This is a genomic window from Bordetella sp. (assembly GCF_057362025.1).
Genome location: NZ_JBMQQZ010000085.1, coordinates 16,299 through 37,849, shown reverse-complemented (window position 1 = coordinate 37,849; position 21,551 = coordinate 16,299). Strand labels below are relative to the sequence as shown.

19 protein-coding genes are annotated in these 21,551 nt (G+C 66.6%); 6 read left to right on the top strand and 13 right to left on the bottom strand.

Features of this window, described 5'->3' with window-relative positions; translation table 11 throughout:
• Nucleotides 1-7: 7 nt before the first annotated feature.
• The 6 genes from ACO1P8_RS19065 to ACO1P8_RS19040 all read right to left on the bottom strand — a co-directional run bounded on the left by ACO1P8_RS19065 (nt 8) and on the right by ACO1P8_RS19040 (nt 6,002).
• The gene (locus tag ACO1P8_RS19065; protein ID WP_486297461.1) at nt 8-904 is read right to left on the bottom strand and encodes an alpha/beta hydrolase; all 897 of its coding nucleotides are present in this window, start codon (nt 902-904) and stop codon (nt 8-10) included.
• Between the two features lie 83 nt (nt 905-987).
• Nucleotides 988-2,004, bottom strand: a complete 1,017-nt coding sequence (locus ACO1P8_RS19060; protein ID WP_486297460.1) for an ABC transporter ATP-binding protein — start codon at nt 2,002-2,004, stop codon at nt 988-990.
• Nucleotides 2,001-2,984 (bottom strand): ABC transporter ATP-binding protein, encoded by a 984-nt coding sequence (locus ACO1P8_RS19055; RefSeq protein WP_486297459.1) that lies wholly within the window; start codon nt 2,982-2,984, stop codon nt 2,001-2,003. Before ACO1P8_RS19055 ends, ACO1P8_RS19060 begins: the two co-directional genes overlap by 4 nt.
• Nucleotides 2,981-3,898, bottom strand: a complete 918-nt coding sequence (locus tag ACO1P8_RS19050) for an ABC transporter permease (RefSeq protein ID WP_486297458.1) — start codon at nt 3,896-3,898, stop codon at nt 2,981-2,983. Before ACO1P8_RS19050 ends, ACO1P8_RS19055 begins: the two co-directional genes overlap by 4 nt.
• A 39-nt stretch (nt 3,899-3,937) precedes the next feature.
• Entirely contained in the window at nt 3,938-4,915 is a 978-nt protein-coding gene (locus ACO1P8_RS19045) for an ABC transporter permease (RefSeq protein WP_486297457.1), read from the bottom strand.
• A 112-nt stretch (nt 4,916-5,027) separates the two neighbouring features.
• Entirely contained in the window at nt 5,028-6,002 is a 975-nt protein-coding gene (locus ACO1P8_RS19040; protein ID WP_486297456.1) for a M14 family metallopeptidase, read from the bottom strand.
• A 355-nt stretch (nt 6,003-6,357) separates the two neighbouring features.
• On the opposite strand from ACO1P8_RS19040, the gene ACO1P8_RS19035 reads away from it, so the two are divergent.
• From ACO1P8_RS19035 to ACO1P8_RS19025, 3 genes are read left to right on the top strand one after another with little or no spacing between them, the layout of a single operon-like run.
• On the top strand, nt 6,358-7,350 hold the full coding sequence (locus ACO1P8_RS19035; RefSeq protein WP_486297455.1) for a LysR family transcriptional regulator: 993 nt from the start codon (nt 6,358-6,360) through the stop codon (nt 7,348-7,350).
• A gap of 54 nt (nt 7,351-7,404) precedes the next feature.
• Complete coding sequence (locus tag ACO1P8_RS19030) at nt 7,405-7,956, top strand: adenine phosphoribosyltransferase (protein WP_486297454.1); 552 nt, start codon at nt 7,405-7,407, stop codon at nt 7,954-7,956.
• A 55-nt stretch (nt 7,957-8,011) separates the two neighbouring features.
• A complete protein-coding gene (locus ACO1P8_RS19025) occupies nt 8,012-8,752 on the top strand; it encodes an IclR family transcriptional regulator (RefSeq protein WP_486297453.1) in 741 nt (246 codons plus the stop codon).
• An 11-nt stretch (nt 8,753-8,763) separates the two neighbouring features.
• On the opposite strand, the gene ACO1P8_RS19020 is transcribed toward ACO1P8_RS19025, so the two are convergent.
• From ACO1P8_RS19020 to ilvA, 6 genes are all read right to left on the bottom strand, one after another.
• Entirely contained in the window at nt 8,764-9,930 is a 1,167-nt protein-coding gene (locus ACO1P8_RS19020; RefSeq protein ID WP_486297452.1) for an acyl-CoA dehydrogenase family protein, read from the bottom strand.
• A complete protein-coding gene (locus ACO1P8_RS19015; protein ID WP_486297451.1) occupies nt 9,930-11,174 on the bottom strand; it encodes a CaiB/BaiF CoA transferase family protein in 1,245 nt (414 codons plus the stop codon). The genes ACO1P8_RS19020 and ACO1P8_RS19015 overlap by 1 nt, the downstream gene beginning before the upstream one ends.
• The gene (locus ACO1P8_RS19010) at nt 11,171-12,157 is read right to left on the bottom strand and encodes a Bug family tripartite tricarboxylate transporter substrate binding protein (protein WP_486297450.1); all 987 of its coding nucleotides are present in this window, start codon (nt 12,155-12,157) and stop codon (nt 11,171-11,173) included. Before ACO1P8_RS19010 ends, ACO1P8_RS19015 begins: the two co-directional genes overlap by 4 nt.
• 26 nt (nt 12,158-12,183) lie before the next feature.
• A complete protein-coding gene (locus tag ACO1P8_RS19005) occupies nt 12,184-12,576 on the bottom strand; it encodes a cupin domain-containing protein (protein WP_486297449.1) in 393 nt (130 codons plus the stop codon).
• Between the two features lie 118 nt (nt 12,577-12,694).
• A complete protein-coding gene (locus ACO1P8_RS19000; RefSeq protein WP_486297448.1) occupies nt 12,695-13,591 on the bottom strand; it encodes a LysR family transcriptional regulator in 897 nt (298 codons plus the stop codon).
• A gap of 41 nt (nt 13,592-13,632) precedes the next feature.
• Nucleotides 13,633-15,141: a threonine ammonia-lyase, biosynthetic gene (gene ilvA / locus ACO1P8_RS18995; protein WP_486297447.1), complete on the bottom strand. Its 1,509-nt coding sequence runs from the start codon at nt 15,139-15,141 to the stop codon at nt 13,633-13,635.
• Between the two features lie 68 nt (nt 15,142-15,209).
• Between ilvA and ACO1P8_RS18990 the strand changes: the two genes are divergently transcribed.
• From ACO1P8_RS18990 to ACO1P8_RS18980, 3 genes are all read left to right on the top strand, one after another.
• Nucleotides 15,210-15,740, top strand: coding sequence for a YqaA family protein (locus ACO1P8_RS18990; protein WP_486297446.1), 531 nt, complete (start codon nt 15,210-15,212; stop codon nt 15,738-15,740).
• 183 nt (nt 15,741-15,923) lie between these two features.
• Nucleotides 15,924-19,889 carry a DUF3683 domain-containing protein gene (locus tag ACO1P8_RS18985; protein ID WP_486297445.1) on the top strand — a complete coding sequence of 1,322 codons (3,966 nt, stop codon included), beginning with the start codon at nt 15,924-15,926 and terminating at the stop codon, nt 19,887-19,889.
• Between the two features lie 135 nt (nt 19,890-20,024).
• The gene (locus ACO1P8_RS18980; protein WP_486297444.1) at nt 20,025-20,711 is read left to right on the top strand and encodes a GntR family transcriptional regulator; all 687 of its coding nucleotides are present in this window, start codon (nt 20,025-20,027) and stop codon (nt 20,709-20,711) included.
• 51 nt (nt 20,712-20,762) lie between these two features.
• On the opposite strand, the gene ACO1P8_RS18975 is transcribed toward ACO1P8_RS18980, so the two are convergent.
• Complete coding sequence (locus tag ACO1P8_RS18975) at nt 20,763-21,542, bottom strand: LamB/YcsF family protein (RefSeq protein WP_486297443.1); 780 nt, start codon at nt 21,540-21,542, stop codon at nt 20,763-20,765.
• Nucleotides 21,543-21,551 lie beyond the last annotated feature (9 nt).

Genomic DNA, 21,551 nt, shown 5'->3' with positions numbered 1-21,551 from the left:
GGTTTGCTCAGGCAACCGTTTTGCCGGCCAGCGCGGCCATTTCCGTGTCGTCCGGCATGCGGCCTTCGAACCACAGGCTGGCACAGACGGCGGACATGGCCTTGCCGTCATGGCCGATGCCGGGCACCGATTGCAGGGTCCAGTTGAACGGCACGCCCAGGCGGGTGGCCGCGCGCTTGCCGGCTTCGAAGTAGTTGTGGGCGCGCGCGTAGCGATGCGGGCCCTGGCGCTGGGCTGCCGGTTCGGAGGGCAGGTTGGGATCGCTGGTGGCAATGTCCTGGTCGCCCGCCAGGATGGTCATCGGGTAGCCCAGCAGGCGCACCAGATGGTCCTGCGTCAGGCCCACGCCATCCAGTCCCTCGGGATAGGGATGATCGAAGGTGGGCAGGGTGTACCAGCCGGGATTGCCGATCGTGACCGCCCTGAAAGGGACGTGCGATTGACTGCTCATCAGCCGATGCACGAACTGGCCGCCCGCGGAATGGCCGAACAGATAGGCCTGCTCGACCTCGGTGACGCCGGCGGCGCGCAGGTCGTTGAATACGCGTTCGACCAGCACATACGTCCAGCCGGCCACGGGGCGCACATTGCCGCTGGGCGTGAACACGCGGCCGTTGTTGTAGCTTTCGGTGCCGGGCCAGATCTCGTTGGAGAAGGTGGGCGCGACGATCAGCACATTGTGCTTGTCGGCGGCGGGAATCCAGAAGTCCCGGTAGTCGTCGCCGTTGCGCAGCACGCCATGCTGGACGAACACCACCGGACGGTCGGGTGTGTAGTGGTACGGCCGATAGGTGTGCAGCGTGAACGGCCGGTCGCTGTTGCGGTCCTCGTCGACGTAGGGAATGGCGTTGCGTCCGGGGTGGTTCAGGTCCAGGCTGATGCGTTCGGCGTTGGAGGCATTCATGATTGTCCTTGGGGCATCGGGTCCGGCGGTATGCGGGGCGGTCTTTGTTGCTCGAATCCTGCTGTGCTGGCGCGCGGGCGCTTTCAGCCGGGCGCATCGTTCAAGTGGCAGGCCGACCAGTGCGCGGGCGCGATTTCGGCCAGCGGCGGCGTTTGTTCGCGGCAGCGCGGCATGGCGTGAGGACAGCGGGGATGGAAGGCGCAGCCCGACGGCGGCGCCAGCGGAGAGGGGATCTCGCCCTGGATGGGCGTGAACCGGCGGCCGCGCCGCTTCACGTCCGGGACCTCCGCCAGCAGCGCCTGCGTGTAGGGATGGTTCGCCGCGCCGAAGATCTCCGCGGCCGGCGCGGTTTCCACGATGCGGCCCAGGTACATGATGGCGACGCGGTCGGAGATATGCCGCACCACCCCCAGGTCATGGCTGATGAACAGATAGGTGAAGTTGTTGCGCTCGCGCAGGTCCATGAACAGGTTGATGACCTGCGCCTGGATGGATACGTCCAGCGCCGCCACGGGTTCGTCGCAGACCAGAAAGGAGGGCGCCACCATCAGCGCGCGCGCGATGCCGATGCGCTGGCGCTGGCCGCCGGATATCTGGTGAGGGAAGCGGTCGCGGTAGTCCGCGCCCAGGCCGACGTCGGCCAGGGCGCTGTCGACGCGCGCGGGGATCTCGGCCGGCGCTGCCAGCTTGTGCACCTTCAGCGCTTCTCCGAGGATCTGCCGCACGCGATGGCGCGGATTCAGCGAAGCCTGCGGGTCCTGGAACACCATCTGTACGCCCAGGATATAGTCCAGGCGCTCGCGTCCGCGCAGGTCGGCCACCGGTCGGCCGTGGTAACGCAGTTCGCCCTGTGTGGGCGCGTGCAGGCCCGCCACCACGCGGCCCAGCGTCGATTTGCCGCAGCCGGATTCGCCGACCAGGCCGACCACTTCGCCGGCCGCGATCGTCAGGTTGACGCCGTTCACCGCGTGGACCACGGTGCGGTCGTTGCGGCGCCCGGCCAGGGCGAGCAGGCGCTGCGCGAGATCGGGACGCTGCCCGAAGCGCTTGTGGATGTCGCGCAGTTCGATGACGGGTGCGTTCATGGGGGAAGCGCTCATGGCTGTGCTCCCGGCCGCGCCACCGGCGCGTAGCAATGGAAGCTGCGGGCGCCTTCGCGCGTGGGGCCGGGGAATTGTTCCGTGCAGCGCGTGACCGCGTTGCCGCAGCGCGGTCGGAAAGGGCACCCCGAGGGGCGCGCGGCGAGGCTGGGCGCCATGCCGTCGATCTGCCGCAGGCGCGCGCCGGGTTGGGCGGTGCCGGGCATGGAGCGCAGCAGGCCCTGCGTATAGGGATGGCGCGGCGCATCCAGCACTTCGTCCACCGGACCGGTCTCGACGATGCGGCCGGCGTACATCACCGCGATGCGATCGGCCAGTTCCGCGACCACGCCCAGATCGTGGGTGATCCAGATCAGCGCCGTATTCTGCGTGCGGCAGATCTCCTGCATGCGATACAGAATCTGCCCCTGGATCGTGACGTCCAGCGCCGTGGTCGGCTCGTCGGCGATGATCAGGTCGGGCTTGTTCAGCAAGGCGATGGCGATCGCCACGCGCTGGCGCATGCCGCCGGAGAATTCGTGCGGGAAGCTGCGCAGGCGGGCCTCGGGCGAGGGGATGCCGACCATGGCCAGCGCCTGCGCGCAGCGTGCCATGGCATCGGCGCGGCTGACGTCTTCGTGCGTCAGTATGGTCTCGGCCATTTGCTCCCCGATGCGCAGCACGGGGTTGAGCGTCATCAGCGGATCCTGGAAGATCATGGCGATGCGGTTGCCGCGCAGGCGCCGCATTCCTTCCTCGTCGCGCGTACGCAGGTCTTCGCCCTTGAAGCGCACTTCGCCGGCGACGACCTCGCCCGGAGGATCGATCAGGCCCATCAGCGAAAAGCCGGTCACGGATTTGCCCGAACCGGATTCGCCGACCAGGCCCAGGATTTCGCCACGGCGCAGCGTCAGGTCCACGCCGTCGACGGCCGGCCATGCGCCGGCGGGGGTATGAAATGCGGTGCGCAGTCCGCGCACCTCCAGAAGCAGGTCGCTCATCGGCGTGGATCCAGGCTTTCCCGAAGGCGATCGCCCAGGATGTTGATGGTCAGGATAAGGAACAGGAGTGCCAGGCCGGGGAACAGGCTGATCCAGTAGTCGCCGGACAGCAGGTATTGGAATCCGTTGGCGATCAGCAGGCCCAGGGAAGGCTCGGTGATCGGCACGCCCACGCCCAGGAAGGACAGCGTGGCCTCCAGCGCGATCGCGTGGGCGATCTGCACCGTGGCGTAGACCAGAATGGGGCCGACGCAGTTGGGCAGGAGGTGCACGATCATGATGCGCCACGCCGGAAAGCCCAGGTTCATGGCCGCTTCGACGTATTCCTTGCGCCGCTCCTGCAGCGCGCGGCCGCGCATGATGCGGGCATAGTGCGCCCATTGCACCAGCACCAGCGCCAGGATGACCTTGTCGACGCCGCGTCCCAGCACGGCCAGCAGTACCAGCGCGACGAGGATGGAGGGAAAGCCCAGGACGAAATCGACCAGCCGCATCAGCATCGCATCCACGCGGCCGCCCGCGTAGGCAGCCAGCAGGCCGACGGTACTGCCGATGGCGGTGGCGATGGCCACCGCGGACAGGCCGACGATCAGGCTGATGCGTATGCCGTACAGGATGGCGCTGAGCATGTCGCGCCCCTGGTCGTCGGTACCCATCCAGTACGTATGTCCGTCCAACGATACGGAACGCGGCGGCAGGCGTCCGTCCATGATGCTCAGGTTGGCAAGATCGTAGGGGTTCTGCGGTGCGAAGAAAGGGGCGATCACAATGATCAGCGCCAGCACGGCGAGTACGAGCAGCGTGCCGCGGGCGGTGGGCCGGCCGCGCAGCTTGCGCAGGATCGCGGCTCGCCTCGGTGTCTCGGCCAGGGGCGGGACGGTGCGCGTGCGGCCGGAGGAAGCGGAATCGGGCATGGCGTGGGTATGAGTATGTCGGATGCGGGCAGGCGGCGCTCAACGCGCCGGCGCGGTCAGCTGCACGCGCGGATCGAGCACGGCATACAGGATGTCGACGATCAGGTTGATCAGGACGAACAGGAAGGTGACGAACATGACGTAGGCCACCACCACCGGCCTGTCCAGCTGGTACACGCTGTCGATCAGCAGCTTGCCCATGCCGGGCCACGCGAAGACGGTTTCGGTAATGGTCGAATAGGCGATCAACTGGCCGAACTCCATGCCGACCACGGTGACCACGGGGATCAGGATGTTGCGCAGGATGTGGCGGCTGACGATGCGGCCCGGGCGGATGCCCTTGGCGCGGGCGAACTTGACGTATTCCTGGCTCTCGGCTTCGGCTACCCCGGACGCGGTCATGCGCAGCACCAGCGCCACGTTGGCCAGCGCCAGGTTCAGGGCCGGCATCGCCATGTGCGCCAGGCCGTCACGCGTCAGGAAGGAAAACGGGATGCCCAGCACGCTTACCGTTTCGCCCCGGCCGGAGGCCGGCAGCCATCCAAGCCAGACGGCGAACATCAGTATCAGCATCATGCCCAGCCAGAAGGCAGGCAGGGAAAAGCCAAGCACGGATGTCGCGAGGATGCCGCGGCCCAGCGCCGTGTCGCGCCGCAACCCGGCCAGCAGGCCCAGCGGAATGCCCAGCAGACAGGTCAGCAGGATGGCGGCGACCACGAGTTCGAAAGTGGCCGGCAGGCGCTGCAGGATCAGGGAGATCGCCGGTACGCCCTGTACGAAGGATATGCCCAGGTCGCCGTGCAGGGCGCGCCACACGAAGCCGGCATATTGCTGCCACACGGGCAAATCCAGGCCGAGCCGGGCGATCATCTGCTGGCGATCGGCCAGGCTGACTTCGGGACTGACCAGGAGTTCGATGGGATCGCCGACGGCATAGACCGCGAAAAAAACGACGACGGATACGGCAAGCAGGACGAACAGGCTCTGTATGAGCCGGCGCAGGATGAACAATGCCACGCGGCAATTCCCCGGATGATGTCTTTGGATGTGGCGCAAGCGCTTGGCCGCTACTTTACTGCGTGCGGCAGCGGCGGGATAGCCCGGGGCAGCGTGCGGCGGTCGTCGCGCCTCAGCCGCCGGTAATGGGGCGCGCCAGGCGCACGACGGTGACACCGGCCCGCACATTGGCCAGCGACGGCATGATCAGCACGCAGTCGTCGTAAGGGGTGACGACCGGCTCGCCCTCGGACCAGCCGATGACGGTGCCTGCCTTGGCCAGTTTTTCCAGGCCTTTCCAGGGTTCGGCGAAGCGGAAATCCGTGCTCTTGGCGGCGATGGCGTGCGTGACCAGCAGGGCCTCCTGGCTGGGCGCCGTGGGCGCGAACCAGGCGCCGGGCAGGTCGGTGGATTCGACGATGCCCGACGCGACCAGGAAACGCGCGGTCTGGTCCACTGCCACGTCGCGGGCGGCCAGGGCGCCATGGAAGCCGCATTCGATCAGCAGCGAGCGCGTGCCGTTGTCGCCTTCTTCGCCGAATTTGCCGTAGTCGCGCATGCGTACGCCGGCGGCGTGGCCGGCGTCGGCGATGATCTTCGCCGGATTGCCCAGCGTCAGGGCCAGATCGATGTTGCGCTGCTGCACGCCGGCCATTTGCAAGGGCACGACCGAATTGCTCATGGAGTGGATGTCCAGCAGCCAGTCGGCTTTCCTCAGCCAGGGCAGGATCGCGGCGGCGCGGCGGCGTTCCTGGGTGCTGTCGTCGGATAGCCTGTCGCCGGTCCAGATACGGTTCATGTCTTCGTCGACGTACCGCGATGACGCGTAATTGGCCGCATCGAAGCGGTCGAAGGCGGCAAGGTTGCAGAACGCCAGCGTCAACGCGCCGGTTCGCGGGCGCACGCCCTGCGCCAGCACGGCCTTCAAGGCCCAGGCGCCGCACAGTTCGTTGCCATGGATGAGTGCGGTCAGCATGACGCTGCGCCCGGGCAGGCCGGAATCGAAGTGCCAGATGCCTTCCGTTCCCGTATTGCCGGCGCGTTCCACGTTCAGGTCGGGGCAGGGTAGTTCAAAGGGACGAATGGGAAGGGTGGCATCGGCGGGCATCGGGGCTCCTGCGATACGGTTCAGGTTCGGCAGCATGGGAAACACAAGAGGCGGGCGGCGCTCGCCGGAATCGGGCGGCGGGTCGGGAGGGGGATTCTGTGATGCCATGATCCAAAAGCGAAAGCGGCAGCGCGGTAAACCTGTGACGTGAAAGGGGGCCGGATGTCACGGCATGCCCGTGGGGCAAGCGTCCCGGCGCTGGCGCCGATGTTGCGGTTACATCGGCTTTGCGATCCCCATGTGATGGCTTTTTCTTTCGATTCTAAGGGCCGCGCGAGGCCCAGGGCTATTAGAATATTTCGTCCTTGTATTGCCAAAAAGGCAAACCCTTGCCTTGCCGCCCGAGAGGTCGCCCATGCACGGTGTCGCTCTGAAGTATTTCGCCGAGGTCGCCGCCACGGGCAGCCTGAGCGCCGCGTCGGAACGCCTTTTCGTGGCCGTGTCGGCGATCAGCCGGCAGATCGCCAAACTGGAGGCGGAGGTCGGCACGCCGCTGTTCACCCGCATGTCGCGCGGCATGGTGCTCAGCGAAGCCGGCGAACTGTTGCTGGCCCATGCCCGCCGCACCCTGTTGGAAGCGGATGCCGTGCTGCAGGACATCACCAGCCTGCGCGGCGCGCCCAGCGGGACCATCCGCGTGGTCGCCACCGACGGTCCGGCGCATCATTTCCTGCCAGAGCTCATGTCGGCTTTCCGCACGCGCCATCCGCATGCGCGATTCAGCCTGCATGTGTGTCCGCAGGCCGAAGCGGTGCGCCGGGTGGCGCAAGGCGAGGCCGACCTGGCCGTGTCCTTCAGCTCGGAAGCAACCCAGGGCACGGTGGCGCGCCATTCCATGCCCGCGCCCATCTACGCCGTTATGTGCCGGACGCATCCGCTGTCCCGCCAGGCTTGCGTCATCCCGCGCGAGCTGCTGCCTTATGCGCTGGCGACGGGCGACGCTACATCTGCCACGCGCAAGCTGCTGGAGCGCTGCTGGCGGATGGAAGGCCTGAGCTTCGAGCCCGTGTTCGTCAGTAACCTGTCGGCCGCGCTGATGTCGTTCGTGCGCAACTCTGACCGCGTGATGCTGGGGGCGTATCTTCCGGCGGAATCCGCCCTGCGGCGCGGCGGCCTGGTGGCGCGGCGGCTGGACCACCCGAAAATGGCGATGCGGCGGCTGCAGGTGCACACCATGGAAGGCCGCCTGCTGCCGGGGATGGTAGAGGAATTCCTCGGGCATATCGCCACGTCGCTGCAGAATGTCGCCGATAGCATCCCCGCCCAGGGCCGGACCCGTGCGGGCGCCCCGGCAACACCGCGCGCGCGGCGGGCCTCGTCCGCCGGCAAGACACCCGCATTGGTGTGATACCCCCACGGCGGGTTATAGTTTCCGGCCACACTCCCTACGGCGGACGCCATCATGCACACCGACTACGCCGAGCTCGTCCGGCGCACCATCCGCAGCGTGCCCGACTGGCCCAAGCCAGGAGTGGTCTTCCGGGACATCACACCGGTACTCCAGGATCCGCGCACTTTTCGCGTCCTGATCGATCTGTTCGTCTACCGCTATATGCGGCAGCGGCTGGACCTGGTCGCCGGCGTGGACGCGCGCGGCTTCATCATAGGCAGCGTACTGGCCTATGAGCTGAACCTCGGTTTCGTCCCGGTGCGCAAGCAAGGCAAGCTGCCTTACCGCACGGTGGCCGAATCCTATGCGATGGAATACGCCAACGCCGCCGTGGAAATGCATGCGGACGCCGTGCGTCCCGGCCAGCGCGTGCTGCTGGTCGACGACCTGATCGCCACCGGCGGGACCATGATCGCCGCGATCAAGCTGCTGCAGCGCCTGGGCGCCAATGTCGTCGAAGCGGCCACCATCATCGACCTGCCGTTCCTGAAGGGCGCGGCCGCCGTGGCGGAAACCGGCACGCCGCTGTATTCCGTCTGCCGTTTCGAAAGCGAAACGGCCTAGGCCGGGCACGCATACGGATCATGCGGTACGGCGACGGTTTCCGAACGGGAGCACGATGAGCGTCAAAACGGCCTTGCGGGTTATCGAGATCATCGAGGTCTATGCGCGGGAAAAGCGGCCGCTGGCACTGTCGGAGCTGGCGCGCCTGCTGGAAGTGCCCGTCTCCAGCTGCCTGGCGCTGATCCGCACGCTGGCTGAACTGGGTTATCTATACGAGGTGGGCCGCCGCAACGGCTATTACCCCACCAGCCGGCTGCTGGCCATGGCGCAGCAGATCGCCCGCAACGATCCCGTGCGCGACCGCGTGTATCCCAGCCTGCTGGAATTGCGCGAAGCCACGCGGGAAACCGTGGTGTTCGGCAAACTGACGCCGGATTACCGGGTCGTCTACCTGGAGGTGCTGGACTCCCCGCACACCATCCGCTATGCCCCGGTGGCAGGCGAATTCCGCGAACTGCATGCCAATTCGCTGGGCAAGGCGCTGTTGTCCACGCTGCCCGTGGACAAGCAAAGAGAGCTGCTGCGGCGCGGGCCGCTGGTCCGCTACAACGACAGGACCATGGTCGCGCCCGAAGCGGTGGAGGCCGATATCGCCGCGTCGCGCCAGCGCGGCTGGTTCCGCAACCTGGGCGAGTCGCTGGCCGAGGTCGGCGCCATCGCCTGGCCGTTGGCGCTGGGCGGCGAGCATTATGCGATTTCGGTCGGAGCCCCCGTCTATCGCATCGAACCCAACCAGGACGCCTACGCCCGCATCCTGCGCGCCGCCTGCGCCGCCCTGGAACAGAACGCGCAATAACCCGAAAAAAGTCAGTAGGATTTAGGCAGGCCCAGCACTTTTTCCGCGATAAAGCACAGGATCAATTGCGGGCTGACGGGCGCGATGCGCGGGATATAGCTTTCGCGCAGCAGGCGTTCCACATGGTATTCCTTGGCGTAACCCATGCCGCCCAAGGTCATTACCGCGGTCTGGCAGGCGTTGTGGCCGGCTTCCGCCGCCAGGTATTTGGCCGCGTTGGCATAGGGCGCGCAAGGTTGCCCGGCGTCGTACAGGGATGCTGCCTTGAACACCATCAGATCGGCGGCTTCCAGCTGCATCCAGGCCTGGGCCAGCGGGTGCTGCACCCCCTGGTTTTGCCCGATGGGGCGGCCGAATACCGTGCGTTCGCCGGCATAGCGCACGGCGCGGTCCAGCGCCGCGCGGCCGATGCCCACGGCTTCGGCGGCGATCAGGATGCGCTCCGGGTTCAGGCCGTGCAGGATGTATTCGAAGCCGCGGCCTTCTTCGCCGATCCGGTCGGCCGCCGGGATGCGCAGCCCGTCGATGAACAGCATATTGGAGTCGACCGCCTTGCGCCCCATCTTGTCGATTTCGCGGACTTCCACGCGTTGGCGATCCAGGTCGGTGTAGAACAGCGAAAGCCCGTGCGTGGGCTTGTCCACATCCGCCAGCGGCGTGGTGCGCGCCAGCAGCAGCATCTTGTGCGCGACCTGCGCCGTCGAAATCCAGATCTTGCGCCCATGCACCACGTAGTGGTCGCCTTCGCGCACCGCACGCGTGGCCAGACGGGTGGTGTCCAGGCCCGCGTCGGGCTCCGTGACGGCGAAACAGGCCTTGTGCCTGCCGGCGATCAGGTCGGGCAGCCAGCGGGCGCGCTGTTCCGCGTCGCCGAAGACGACCACCGGATTCAGGCCGAAGATGTTCATGTGCACCGCCGAAGCGCCGGCGAAGCCGGCACCGGAAGCGGCGATGGTTTGCATCATCAGCGCGGCTTCGGTCATGCCCAGGCCCGCGCCGCCGTATTCGGCGGGCATGGCGATGCCCAGCCAGCCGTCGCGCGCCAGGTCGGCATGCAATCCATGCGGAAAGCCGCCTTCGCGATCGCGTTCCAGCCAATAGTCGTCCGGATAGCGGGCGCAGATCTGTTCCACCGCGTCGCGGATGGCGACTTGTTCAGGCGTGAATGCGTAGTCCATCAGCGTTTCCCATCGTAGGTGGCCTGGGCGTCCAGCAGCGCCTGGATGGCCGATTCGGCGAAGCCCGCTTCGCGCAGGACTTCGATGCTGTGTTCGCCCAGGCGGGGCGCGGGCCGGCGCAGCGTCGTCGGCGTCGCATCGAAGCGGCCCAGCGGCGCCGGTGTGCGCAGGCGCCCTTCCGTGGGATGCTCCACGGTGCGGATAAACCCCGTGGCCCGCAGATGCGGGTCGGCGACCAGATCCTCGATGCCGTACAGGCGCGAGGCGGGGATGTCGGCGGCGGCCAGCAGCCGCAGCCAGTCTTCCGTGTCGCGTGTCAGCATGACCTGGGCGACGTAGGCGTAGACCGCGCCGATGTGCTCGGCGCGCGCCGTATGCGTGTAAAAGCGCGGGTCCGCCGCCATGGCGGGCTGGCCGATGGCCTCGAAGAAATTGCGCCAGTGCTTGTCGTTGTAGATCAACAGGCAGATGTGGCCGTCGCGCGTGGCGTAGGGTTTGCGGTGGGGCGCCAGCAGCCGCGCATAGCCGGTTTCCCCGAGCGGCGGGTCGAAAGTCCAGCCGCCCAGATGATCGCCCAGCACCATATGGGCCATGCCCTCGAACATGGGGATCTCCAGGCTCTGGCCCTGGCCGCTCGCGCGCGCGTGCAGCACGGCGGCCAGCAGCGCGATCGCCATGTGCAGGCCGACGGCGCGGTCGGCCAGGGTCAGGGGCGCGTAGCGCGGTTCGCCTTCGCTTTGGCGGCGGAACAGGTCGGCGATGCCGGTCTGCCCCTGGATCAGGTCGTCGTAGGCCGGCCGCCCCGCATATGGGCCGTTTTCGGCATATCCGTAAGCGCCGGCATAGACGATATCCGGCCGCCGCGCCGCGAAGGCGGCGTAGTCCAGGCCGAGCCGCGCCATGGCCCGCGGGCGGATGTTGTACAGCACCGCATCGCAATCCCGCGCCAGCGCCAGGCAGGCATCGCGTCCGGCGGACTGCTTCAGGTCCAGCACGATGGAGCGCTTGTTGCGGTTCAAGTGCAGGTACAGGTGTCCCATGCCGGGGTTGCGCATGGGACCGACGGCGCGCATGTTGTCGCCCGCCGGGGATTCCACCTTGATGACATCGGCACCCAGGTCGGCCAGGACCTGGGTGGCGTAGGGGCCCATCACCACGGCGGTCAGGTCCAGGATGCGTACCCCGGCCAGCGGGCCGGCGCTGGGCTCGCCGGTGCGCCCGCGCGCTGCGTCGTCTTGTGTCATTGCTGCTCTATTCCCGCGTCCTTGATCAATTTGCCCCACAGTTGCAACTGCTGCGAGACGAAGGCGGAGAAGTCCTCGGGTGTGCCGCTGAAGGCATCGAAGCCCAGGCCCGCCAGCTGCTTGCGTACCCGCGGGTCGGCGACGATTCTATTGATGGCGGCGTTCAGCGTATGGACCACGTCCGCCGGCATCCCGGCCGGGCCGAAATAGCCGTTCCAGGAATTGATGTCGAAGTCGGATATTCCCTCGTCTTCCATCGAGGGGATATCCGGCACCACGCTGCTGCGCGCCGCTGTCGAGACGGCCAGCGCGCGCATCTTGCCGGATTGGACGAAGGGCAGCCCGGACGCGACGTCGGTGAACATCATGTCGACCTGGCCGCCGACCACGTCGGTAATGGCCTGGGGCGTGCCCTTGTAGGGAATGTGCACGATATCGATGCCGGCGCGGCGCGCCAGGGTGGCGCCCGCCACGATGCCGGTGCTATTGCCGCTGGCATAGGTCAGCCTGCCGGGATGGGCCTTGGCATAGGCCACCAGCTCGCGCACCGTCTTGACCGGCAGCTTGGGGTTGACCACCAGGATGAAGGGCAGGTTGCCGCCGCGCGCGATAGGCGTGAAGTCCTTTACCGGATCGTACGGGACGTTCTTCATCAGGTACGGCGCGGCCGAATGGGAAGTATTGGTGGTGACGAACAAGGTGTATCCGTCAGGCTTGGCGCGCGCCACGTAGGAAGCGGCGATCGTGGCGTTGCCGCCCGGCTTGTTCTCTACCACGACCTGGCCGTTCAGCAGACGGCCCAACTCGGTGGCGAAAATCCGCCCCACGGCATCCGTGCCGGAGCCGGCCGGGAAGGGCACGATCAGCGTGATGGGCCGGTCCGGATAGGCGGCCCGGGCCTCGGGCTGGGCCAGCAGCGCGGCCAGCCCGAAAGCGGCGGCCGCCATGGCGGCCAGGCGGCCGACGAAGCGAATACGGTTCATGGTGGTTGTCTCCTGTGTGGGTTTTTTTATGCCTGCCGGATGACCCGGTCAGGGTTTTCCTCGTAAGGCGGGGTGTAGATCACCAGCAGGCGCGCCGGCTGTTCGCTGGTGACGGTGAAGACGTGGGGGATGTCGGGCGGGAAGTAGCAGCAGTCCCCGGCCTGCATGTCGGCAGCGACGCCGTCGACCTCCGCCCGCGCGGTTCCGGAAAGCAGGTAGCAGACCTGCTCGATGCCGGGATGGGCGTGCGGCAGCGCCCCCTTGCCCTTTTCGATGACGCCCAGAATCACTTCGACACTGCGGGCGCCCACATTTTCCCGGCCGATCAGCCGGCGATTGGTGGTGCCCAGGTGGTTGGCGGGGTGGTAGCCGGCTACGTCGGCCTCGCGGACCAGCCAGGCGGGAAGGGAAGTGGCCATTGTGTCTCCAGTTTTCGGTATTGTGAATGTATTTTCACAACCATGAAAAATAGAGTCAAGGGCGAAGTGAAGCACGGGAGGCGGGCGGGTCGCTTCCCGGCGGGCAGGGCGGTGGGGGCTAGCGCTGTTCCTGCAGACGCGGCTGGATGAAATCCAGGAAGGCGCGGGTCTTGGCGGGAATCGTGCGCGAGGGCAGCAGGGCGAACAGCGGCAGGGGCGTCAGGCTCCATTCGGGCAGCACCCGGACCAGGCCCACGGCGGCGATGGCCTTTTCCATCGCATGGAATACGGGCAGCGGCACGATGCCCATGCCGCGTGCCGCCAGGCGCGCCAGCATGCCGGTGTTATTGGCGATCAGCCTGCCGAACACCGCCACCCGTTCGACGCGTTCGCCGGAATGGAGCATCCAGTAGGACGTCGCGCCTTCGCCGGAGGGAAAGCGCAGGCAGTCATGGTGGCTGAGATCCGCCGGCGTCAGCGGCTGCCCGTGGCGTGCCAGGTAATCGTGGGACGCATAAAGTTGATGATCCATCAGCATCAACTGCCGCGAAATCAGGCTGGAATCCGGCTGTTGGCCGGCCCGCAGGACCACATCGAAGGGATTGCTGATCGGGTCCAGGGGGCGGCCGCTGAGGTCGAATTCGCATTCGATGTCCGGGTATTGCTCCGTGAATTCGCGCATGACGACCGGCAGCACCAGGTGCGCCAGGCTGACGTACATGGAAACGCGCAGCCGGCCGCGGGGTAGTGCCGCCATATCCTGAAGCTGCTCGTGGGCCACGCGGGCTTCTTCGATGATGTGGCGGCAGCGTTCGAAATACAGGGCGCCCGCTTCGGTCAGGTCGATGCGGCGCGTCGTGCGCGTCAGAAGTTGCAGGCCGACACGGCGCTCCAGTTCGGTAACGCGCTTGGAGAGCGTAGCCGAAGGGAGGCCCAGCGCTTCGGCCGCATGGCTGAAGTTCTTGCGCTTGGCGACTTCGACGAACAAAGCGATGTCATTGAGCTGGATGTCCATCCGGCGCGTCCCGCTGGGTATGCCCGCGACTGCGGGGTCGATCAGAGTATCAGTTTATAGGCCGGATTTTCCGTCTCGTTCCAGCAGGGATACGCCAATTCGGCGATGAACTGCTTGAACTGCTTCTTGTCCGACGGCGGCACCTGGATGCCGACCAGGATGCGGCCGTAGTCCGCGCCCTGGTTGCGGTAATGGAAAAGGCTGATGTTCCAGCTGGGATTCATGGCGCTCAGAAAGCGCATCAGCGCGCCGGGGCGTTCGGGGAACTCGAAGCGGTACAGCAGTTCGTCGTGCGCCAGGGACGACCGGCCGCCCACCATATGGCGCAGGTGGGTCTTGGCCATTTCATCGTGCGTGAGGTCCAGCGTGTCGAATCCGTGGCGCCGGAAGTTGGTGGCCAGTTTTTCGGGTTCCGCCGGCGACGACACCTGCAGTCCGACGAACACGTGGGCGCGTACGGCATCGGATATCCGGTAGTTGAATTCCGTGACGCTGCGGTCGCCCACCAGTTCGCAGAACTTGCGGAAGCTGCCGCGCTGTTCGGGCATGGAGACGACGAACACCGCTTCGCGCATCTCGCCGACCTCGGCACGCTCGGCGACGAAGCGCAGGCGGTCGAAATTCATGTTGGCGCCGCAGGCGATCGCCGCCACGGTCTTGTTCTTCCACTTATGCTGGGCCAGGTACTGCTTGGCGCCGGCTACCGCCATCGCGCCGGCCGGTTCCAGCACGCTGCGGGTATCCTGGAATACGTCCTTGATCGCCGCGCAGATGGCATCCGTATCGACGACGACGAAGTCGTCCACGTACTTGCGAACCAGCCTGAAGGTTTCCGCGCCCACCTGCTTGACCGCCGTGCCGTCGGAAAACAGCCCGACGTCGTTGAGCACCACGCGCCGTCCGGCACGCACGCTGCGCAGCATGGCGTCGGAGTCTTCCGTCTGCACGCCGATGATTTTTACTTCCGGCCGCAACTGCTTGATATATGCCGCCACGCCGGAAATCAGGCCGCCGCCGCCGATGGCGACGAAAATCGCATCGAGCTGGCCCGGATGCTGGCGCAGGATTTCCATGCCCACGGTGCCCTGTCCGGCGATGACGTCCGGATCGTCGAAGGGGTGCACGAAAGTCAGCTTCTGCTTGCGTTCCAGTTCCTTGGCGTGGGCATAGGCGTCGGAGAAGCTTTCGCCCGCCAGGACGACTTCGCCGCCAAGACGCCGCACGGCGTCGACCTTGACGTCGGGCGTGGTGGTCGGCATGACGATGACGGCGCGGCATCCCAGCCTGCGGGCCGACAGCGCGACGCCTTGCGCGTGGTTGCCGGCCGAGGCCGCGATCACGCCGCGCGCCAGTGCCGCGGGCGCCATGTTGGCCATCTTGTTGTAGGCGCCGCGCAGCTTGAAGCTGAACACCGGTTGGGTGTCCTCCCGCTTGAGCAGCACCGTGTTCGAAATTCGCTGGGACAGCAGGGTGGCCGGTTCCAGCGGGGACTCGACGGCGACGTCGTAGACCTTCGAAGTGAGGATGCGTTTCAGATAGTCGGTGGACATGGACTGCAAGGCACGGGTTTGGAAAGCGTCGGGCAGATTACCACAGGGTTCCGGCTACACTGCGCGGCATGGAAGCAGCCCTGACGTCCGCCGTGAACTGGCTCCTTGCCACGTTGGCGCTGCCCGACGTCGGCCTCAGCGCCATATTCATTATCAGCCTGGTTTCCGCGACCCTGCTACCCCTGGGCTCGGAACCGGCGGTGTTCGGCTACGTGAAGCTGATGCCCGATATGTTCTGGCCGGCCGTCCTGGTCGCCACGGCGGGCAATACCGTGGGCGGGGCGATCAGCTACGCCATGGGCTGGGGCGCCTGGCGCGCCGCCGAACGCTGGAAGGAAAAACACCCGCACCGCGCCCACGAGGCCCGCGCCGGTGCCGGGCAGGGACGCTGGCACCAAAAAGCCCACGACTGGCTGCACCGCATGGGCCCGCCGGCGCTGTTGCTTTCCTGGATGCCTGCCGTGGGGGACCCGCTGTGCGCCGTGGCGGGATGGCTGCGCCTGGCATTCTGGCCTTGCCTGGTGTACATGGCCATCGGTAAATTCCTGCGCTACCTGGTGATGACCGGCAGCCTGGTATGGATGTTTCCGCACGTCTGAGCGCGGGCGGGCTCCCTGGCGGGCGCCGCCCGCTTGCGCGCTGCGCGATACCGACGGGCGTCGCCGGCCGGTGGCCGGACGCCGGCTTCAGCACGGTGTCAGCCCGTGCCGCCCTGGGGGTTTTCCGGAGCGGCATCATCCTATGGCTTAAAATGATTTTTTAAGGGCCACCCTTCAGCATCCATGAACGCCCCCCTCGCCAGCCAGCTCTTGAACGCGGCGGTCCCGCCGGCACCCGGCACCCGCCTGCGTGAAATCCCCTACAACTACACCTCGTTTTCCGATCGCGAAGTCGTCGGCCGCCTGCTGGGCGAGGACGCCTGGCAATTGCTGGCCGATTTGCGCGCCGAGCGCCGCACGGGCCGGTCCGCGCGCATGCTGTACGAGGTGCTGGGCGACATCTGGGTGGTGCGCCGCAATCCTTACCTGCAGGACGACCTGCTGGACAATCCCAAGCGCCGCCGCCTGCTGATCGAGGCGCTGCATCACCGCCTGGGTGAGATCGACAAGCGCCGCGAGCCCAGCCGCATCGACTTCCAGGAAGGGCGCGACCTGTACCGCGACGAAAAGGTGCTGCAGCTGATCGACCGTGCGCGCGCCGCCGTCGCCAGCTTCGAGGCGCAGTTCGACCAGACCGCGCAGTTGCGCCGGCAGGCGCAGAAGGTGCTGGGACGCGTGACCGCGCGCGACAACATCAAGTTCGATGGCCTGTCCCGGGTATCGCACGTGACCGACGCCACCGACTGGCGCGTCGAGTACCCCTTCGTGGTGCTGACGCCCGACAGCGAGGACGAAATCGCGGCGCTGGTGCGCGGCTGTTTCGAACTCGGATTGACCATTATTCCGCGGGGGGGCGGCACCGGCTATACCGGCGGCGCGATCCCGCTGACCTGGAAATCGGCGGTCATCAATACCGAGAAATTCGAAACGCTGGGCAAGGTCGAACTGACCCCGCTGCCCGGCGTCGCGGATCCCGTGGCCACGGTGTTCACCGGTGCCGGCGTGGTGACCAAGCGCGTGGCCGACGCGGCCGCGCAGGCCGGCTACGTCTTCGCCGTGGATCCCACCTCGGCCGAGGCATCCTGTGTGGGCGGCAATATCGCCATGAACGCGGGCGGCAAGAAGGCCGTCCTGTGGGGCACCGCGCTGGATAACCTGGCCTGGTGGCGCATGGTGGACCCGGAGGGCAACTGGCTGGAAGTCACCCGGCTGGAGCACAACCTGGGCAAGATCCACGACGTGGACGTCGTCCGCTTCGAGCTCAAATGGTTCGACGGCCGGGGCAAGCCCGGCGGGACGCCGCTGCGCAGCGAAACCCTGGAAATCGAAGGGCGCCGTTTCCGCAAGGAAGGGCTGGGCAAGGACGTCACGGACAAATTCCTGGCCGGGCTGCCCGGCGTGCAGAAGGAAGGCTGCGACGGCCTGATCACGTCCGCGCGCTGGGTACTGCATCGCATGCCGGCGCATACGCGCACCGTCTGTATGGAGTTCTTCGGCCAGGCGCGCGATGCGATCCCGTCGATCATCGAAGTCAAGCATTACCTGGACACCGAGGGCAAGCAGCGTGGCGCCATCCTGGCCGGGCTGGAGCACCTGGACGAACGCTACCTGCGCGCGGTGGGCTATGCCACCAAGAGCAAGCGCGGCCAGTTGCCCAAGATGGTGCTGATCGGCGACATCGTCGGCGACGACGAATCCGCCGTGGCCACCGCCGCCAGTGAAGTCGTGCGCCTGGCCAACACGCGCCACGGCGAAGGCTTCGTCGCGGTCAGCGCGGAAGCCCGCAAGAAATTCTGGGCCGACCGCTCGCGCACCGCCGCCATCGCGCGCCATACCAACGCCTTCAAGATCAACGAAGACGTGGTGATCCCGCTGGGCCGGATGGGCGAATACACCGACCATATCGAACGCATCAACATCGAGCTGTCCACGCGCAACAAGCTGCGCCTGCTCGACGAGCTGGAGACCTTCCTCGGGCAGCCGCTGCCGCTGGGCAAGGCCGAAGACGCCGAGGACGCGGAAATCACGCGCGCCGAAGTCCTGGCCGAACGCACCCGCCAGGCGCGCGAGCTGATCGCCGCCACGCGGGCCCGCTGGCAGTACCTGCTGAACGAGCTGGACAAACCGCTGAGCCAGGCGCTGCCGGACCTGGCCGGTCTGGGCATGAGCCACATGCAATCGACCCTGGCCGACCGCATCGGGGCGCAGGCGGACGCGCGGGTGTTCGACGTCGTGCAGGACCGCACGGTGCGCGTCTCCTGGAAGACCGAGGTCCTGGCGCAGTTGCAGGGGATTTTTTCCGGTTCGGCCTGCCAGAAGGTGCTGGACGAGATGCGCGCCATCCACGCGCGCGTGCTCAAGAGCCGCGTTTTCGTCGCACTGCACATGCATGCCGGCGACGGCAACGTGCATACGAACATTCCGGTCAATTCCGACGATTACGGCATGCTGCGCGAGGCCAACGAGGCCGTCGCCCGCATCATGCGGATCGCCCGCGACCTGGACGGTGTTATTTCCGGCGAGCACGGCATCGGCCTGACCAAGTACGAATTCCTGACGCAGGAAGAACTGCAACCCTTCCAGGACTACAAGCGCCGCGTCGATCCGCACGATCGCTTCAATGCGGGCAAGTTGATGCCGGGCGCGGACCTGACGCATGCGTGGACGCCCAGCTTCAACCTGATGGGCCACGAGTCGCTGATCATGCAGCAAAGCGATATCGGCGCCATCTCTTCGTCCATCAAGGACTGCCTGCGCTGCGGCAAGTGCAAGCCGGTATGCGCCACCCATGTGCCGCGCGCCAATCTTCTGTATTCGCCGCGCAACAAGATCCTGGCGACCTCGCTGCTGGTAGAGGCCTTCCTGTACGAAGAGCAGACGCGCCGCGGCGTCAGCCTGAAGCACTGGGAGGAATTCGAGGACGTGGCGGACCACTGCACCGTCTGCCACAAGTGCTACAACCCCTGCCCGGTGGACATCGACTTCGGCGATGTGTCGATGAATATGCGCGCGCTGCTGCGCCGCATGGGACGAAAGTCCTTCAACCCCGGCACCACCGCGGCGATGTTCTTCCTGAACGCCAAGGATCCCGCCACCATCAACGCCACCCGCAAGGCGATGGTGGGCGTGGGCTACAAGGTGCAGCGCGCGGCCAACGACCTGCTGGCCGGCCTGGCGCGCAAGCAGACGCGCCATCCGCCGGCCACCGTCGGCAAGGCGCCGCTGCGCGAACAGGTGGTGCACTTCATCAACAAGAAAATGCCCGGCGGCCTGCCCAAGCAGACGGCCCGCAAGCTGCTGGATATCGAGGATGCCAACTACGTTCCCATCATCCGAGACCCGCGCACCACATCTGCCGATACCGAGGCCGTGTTCTATTTCCCGGGATGCGGGTCGGAGCGCCTGTTCTCGCAGGTGGGCCTGGCGACGCAGGCCATGCTATGGCATGCCGGCGTGCAGACGGTGCTGCCGCCGGGCTACCTGTGCTGCGGCTACCCGCAGCGCGGCAACGGCATGAACGACAAGGCCGAGCAGATCATCACGGATAACCGCGTGCTGTTCCACCGCGTCGCCAACACGCTGAACTACCTGGACATCAAGACGGTCGTGGTCAGCTGCGGTACCTGCTACGACCAGCTGGCGGGCTACGAGTTCGACAAAATCTTCCCGGGTTGCCGCCTGGTCGACATCCACGAATACCTGCTGGAAAAGGGCATCAAGCTGGACGGTGTGCAAGGCGTGCGCTACATGTACCACGATCCTTGCCATACCCCCATGAAGCTGCAGGATCCGATGAAGACCGTGAAGTCGCTGGTCGGCGACGGCACGCTGAAAAGCGACCGTTGCTGTGGTGAGTCCGGCACGCTGGCCGTCACGCGTCCCGACGTCTCCACGCAGGTGCGCTTCCGCAAGGAAGAGGAACTGCGCAAGGGCAACGAGGCGGTGCGCGCCGATGGGTTCGACGGCGACGTCAAGGTGCTGACCTCCTGCCCGTCGTGCCTGCAGGGCCTGTCGCGCTACAAGGGCGACACCGCGATGGAGGCAGACTACATCGTGGTGGAAATGGCGCGCCATATCCTCGGGCAGGATTGGATGCAGAACTACGTCAGGCAGGCCAACGCCGGCGGGATCGAACGCGTGCTGGTGTAGGACGAACCCCGGAAACCGCGGCTTCGGCCGCGGTGTTTTTGAATTTTGGCGGTAAGCCGATTTCGGCCTCTATCGGGTTGTATCATTCTGTTATGCGCCACGAGCGCGACCGAACGATTGCCTTCAGGAAGGGGTATGGAAATCAAGGCGCCGGCCACTATTCCGTACCTGCTCTACGAGCAGGTACGCAAGATGATTATCGACGGCACCTTGCCCCCCGGCCAGCCGCTGCGCGAGCAGGAGCTGGAACGGCGTTTCGGCACCAGCCGCAGTCCCATACGCGAAGCGCTGCGCCTGCTCGAGCTGAGCGGGCTGGCCACGCATGCGCAGCGGCGGGGGTTTCGCGTGGTGCTGTACACCGAGCGTGAAATCCGCCAGCTCTATTTGCTGCGCGCCGAGCTGGAAGGCTATGCCATTCGCGGCTTGTCCGAGTACCAGGACCTTGAACCGCTGCTGGGCCGCCTGCGCGAGGTGCATGGCCGCCTGGAGCGCTGCGAGCCGCAGCGCGCCGTGCTGAGCTATCTCTCCACCGTGCGCAGTGCCTTCCTGGAAATTGTCGATTTCGTCGGCAACGAGCCTTTGCGGGAGGCCGTGCATCGGCTGAACGAGCGCTGCGAGCCCTTGCGCTACAACCTGTACCGCCGCGGCTTTTCCGACGTGGGCGCAGTGGCTTCTTTCGTCGGCCGGGTGAGCGAAGCGGTCGCCAGCCGCGAATTCGACCGGGCGGCGGCGGCCCGGCGCGAATGCGCGCATTGGATGTTGCCGATGGTGCTACGCGCCTATGCCGAAGAAGTCAGCGCGCGCGGAATCGGCGCGGCCTGATCAGTCCGCGCGCCGTTGCCGGAACGGCCCGCGCCGCCGGCAAATCGGCCCTCAGGCCGGCGTGCGCGCCGAGGCCACCGTCTTGATCGCGATGCCCGCTTTTTCGAGCGCCGCGCGGATGCCGCTGGCGAAGACCAGGGCATTGGGCTGGTCGCCGTGGATGCAAAGCGTGTCGGCGCGCACCGGCACGTCCTTACCGTTGACCGAGCGGACCTTGCCTTCCTGCACCATGCGCAGCACCTGTTCGACCGCCTTGTCGACCTCGGTGATCATCGCGCCCGGGTGGCTGCGCGGCGTCAGCGAGCCGTCGTCCTGGTAAGAGCGATCGCCGAAGACTTCCTGCGCCACCGGCACGCCCAGCGCCTCGGCGGCGCGGATATGTTCGCTGCCCGCCAGCCCGTATAGCACCAGACCGGCATCGACGTCGCGCATCGCGCGGCAGATCGCTTCCGACAGGGCGCGGTCCTTGGCGGCCATGTTGTACAGCGCGCCGTGCACCTTCACATGGTGCAGCCGCGCGCCCTGCGAAGCGGCCACGCCGGCCAGCGCGCCGATCTGGTAGACCATGAAGTCGTAGGCTTCGGAGGCGCTGATCTGCATGACGCGGCGACCGAAGCCGGCCAGGTCGGGCAGGCTCGGATGCGCGCCCAGCGCCACGCCGCGCGCCAGTGCCGCGGCCACCGTGCGGCGCATGGTGCCGGGATCGCCGCCATGGAAACCACAGGCGATGTTGGCCGACGATACGTACTCCAGTACGCCTTCATCGTTGCCCATTTTCCAGGCGCCGTAGCTTTCGCCCATGTCGCAGTTCAAATCTATGGATAAACCCATGGCTGTGCT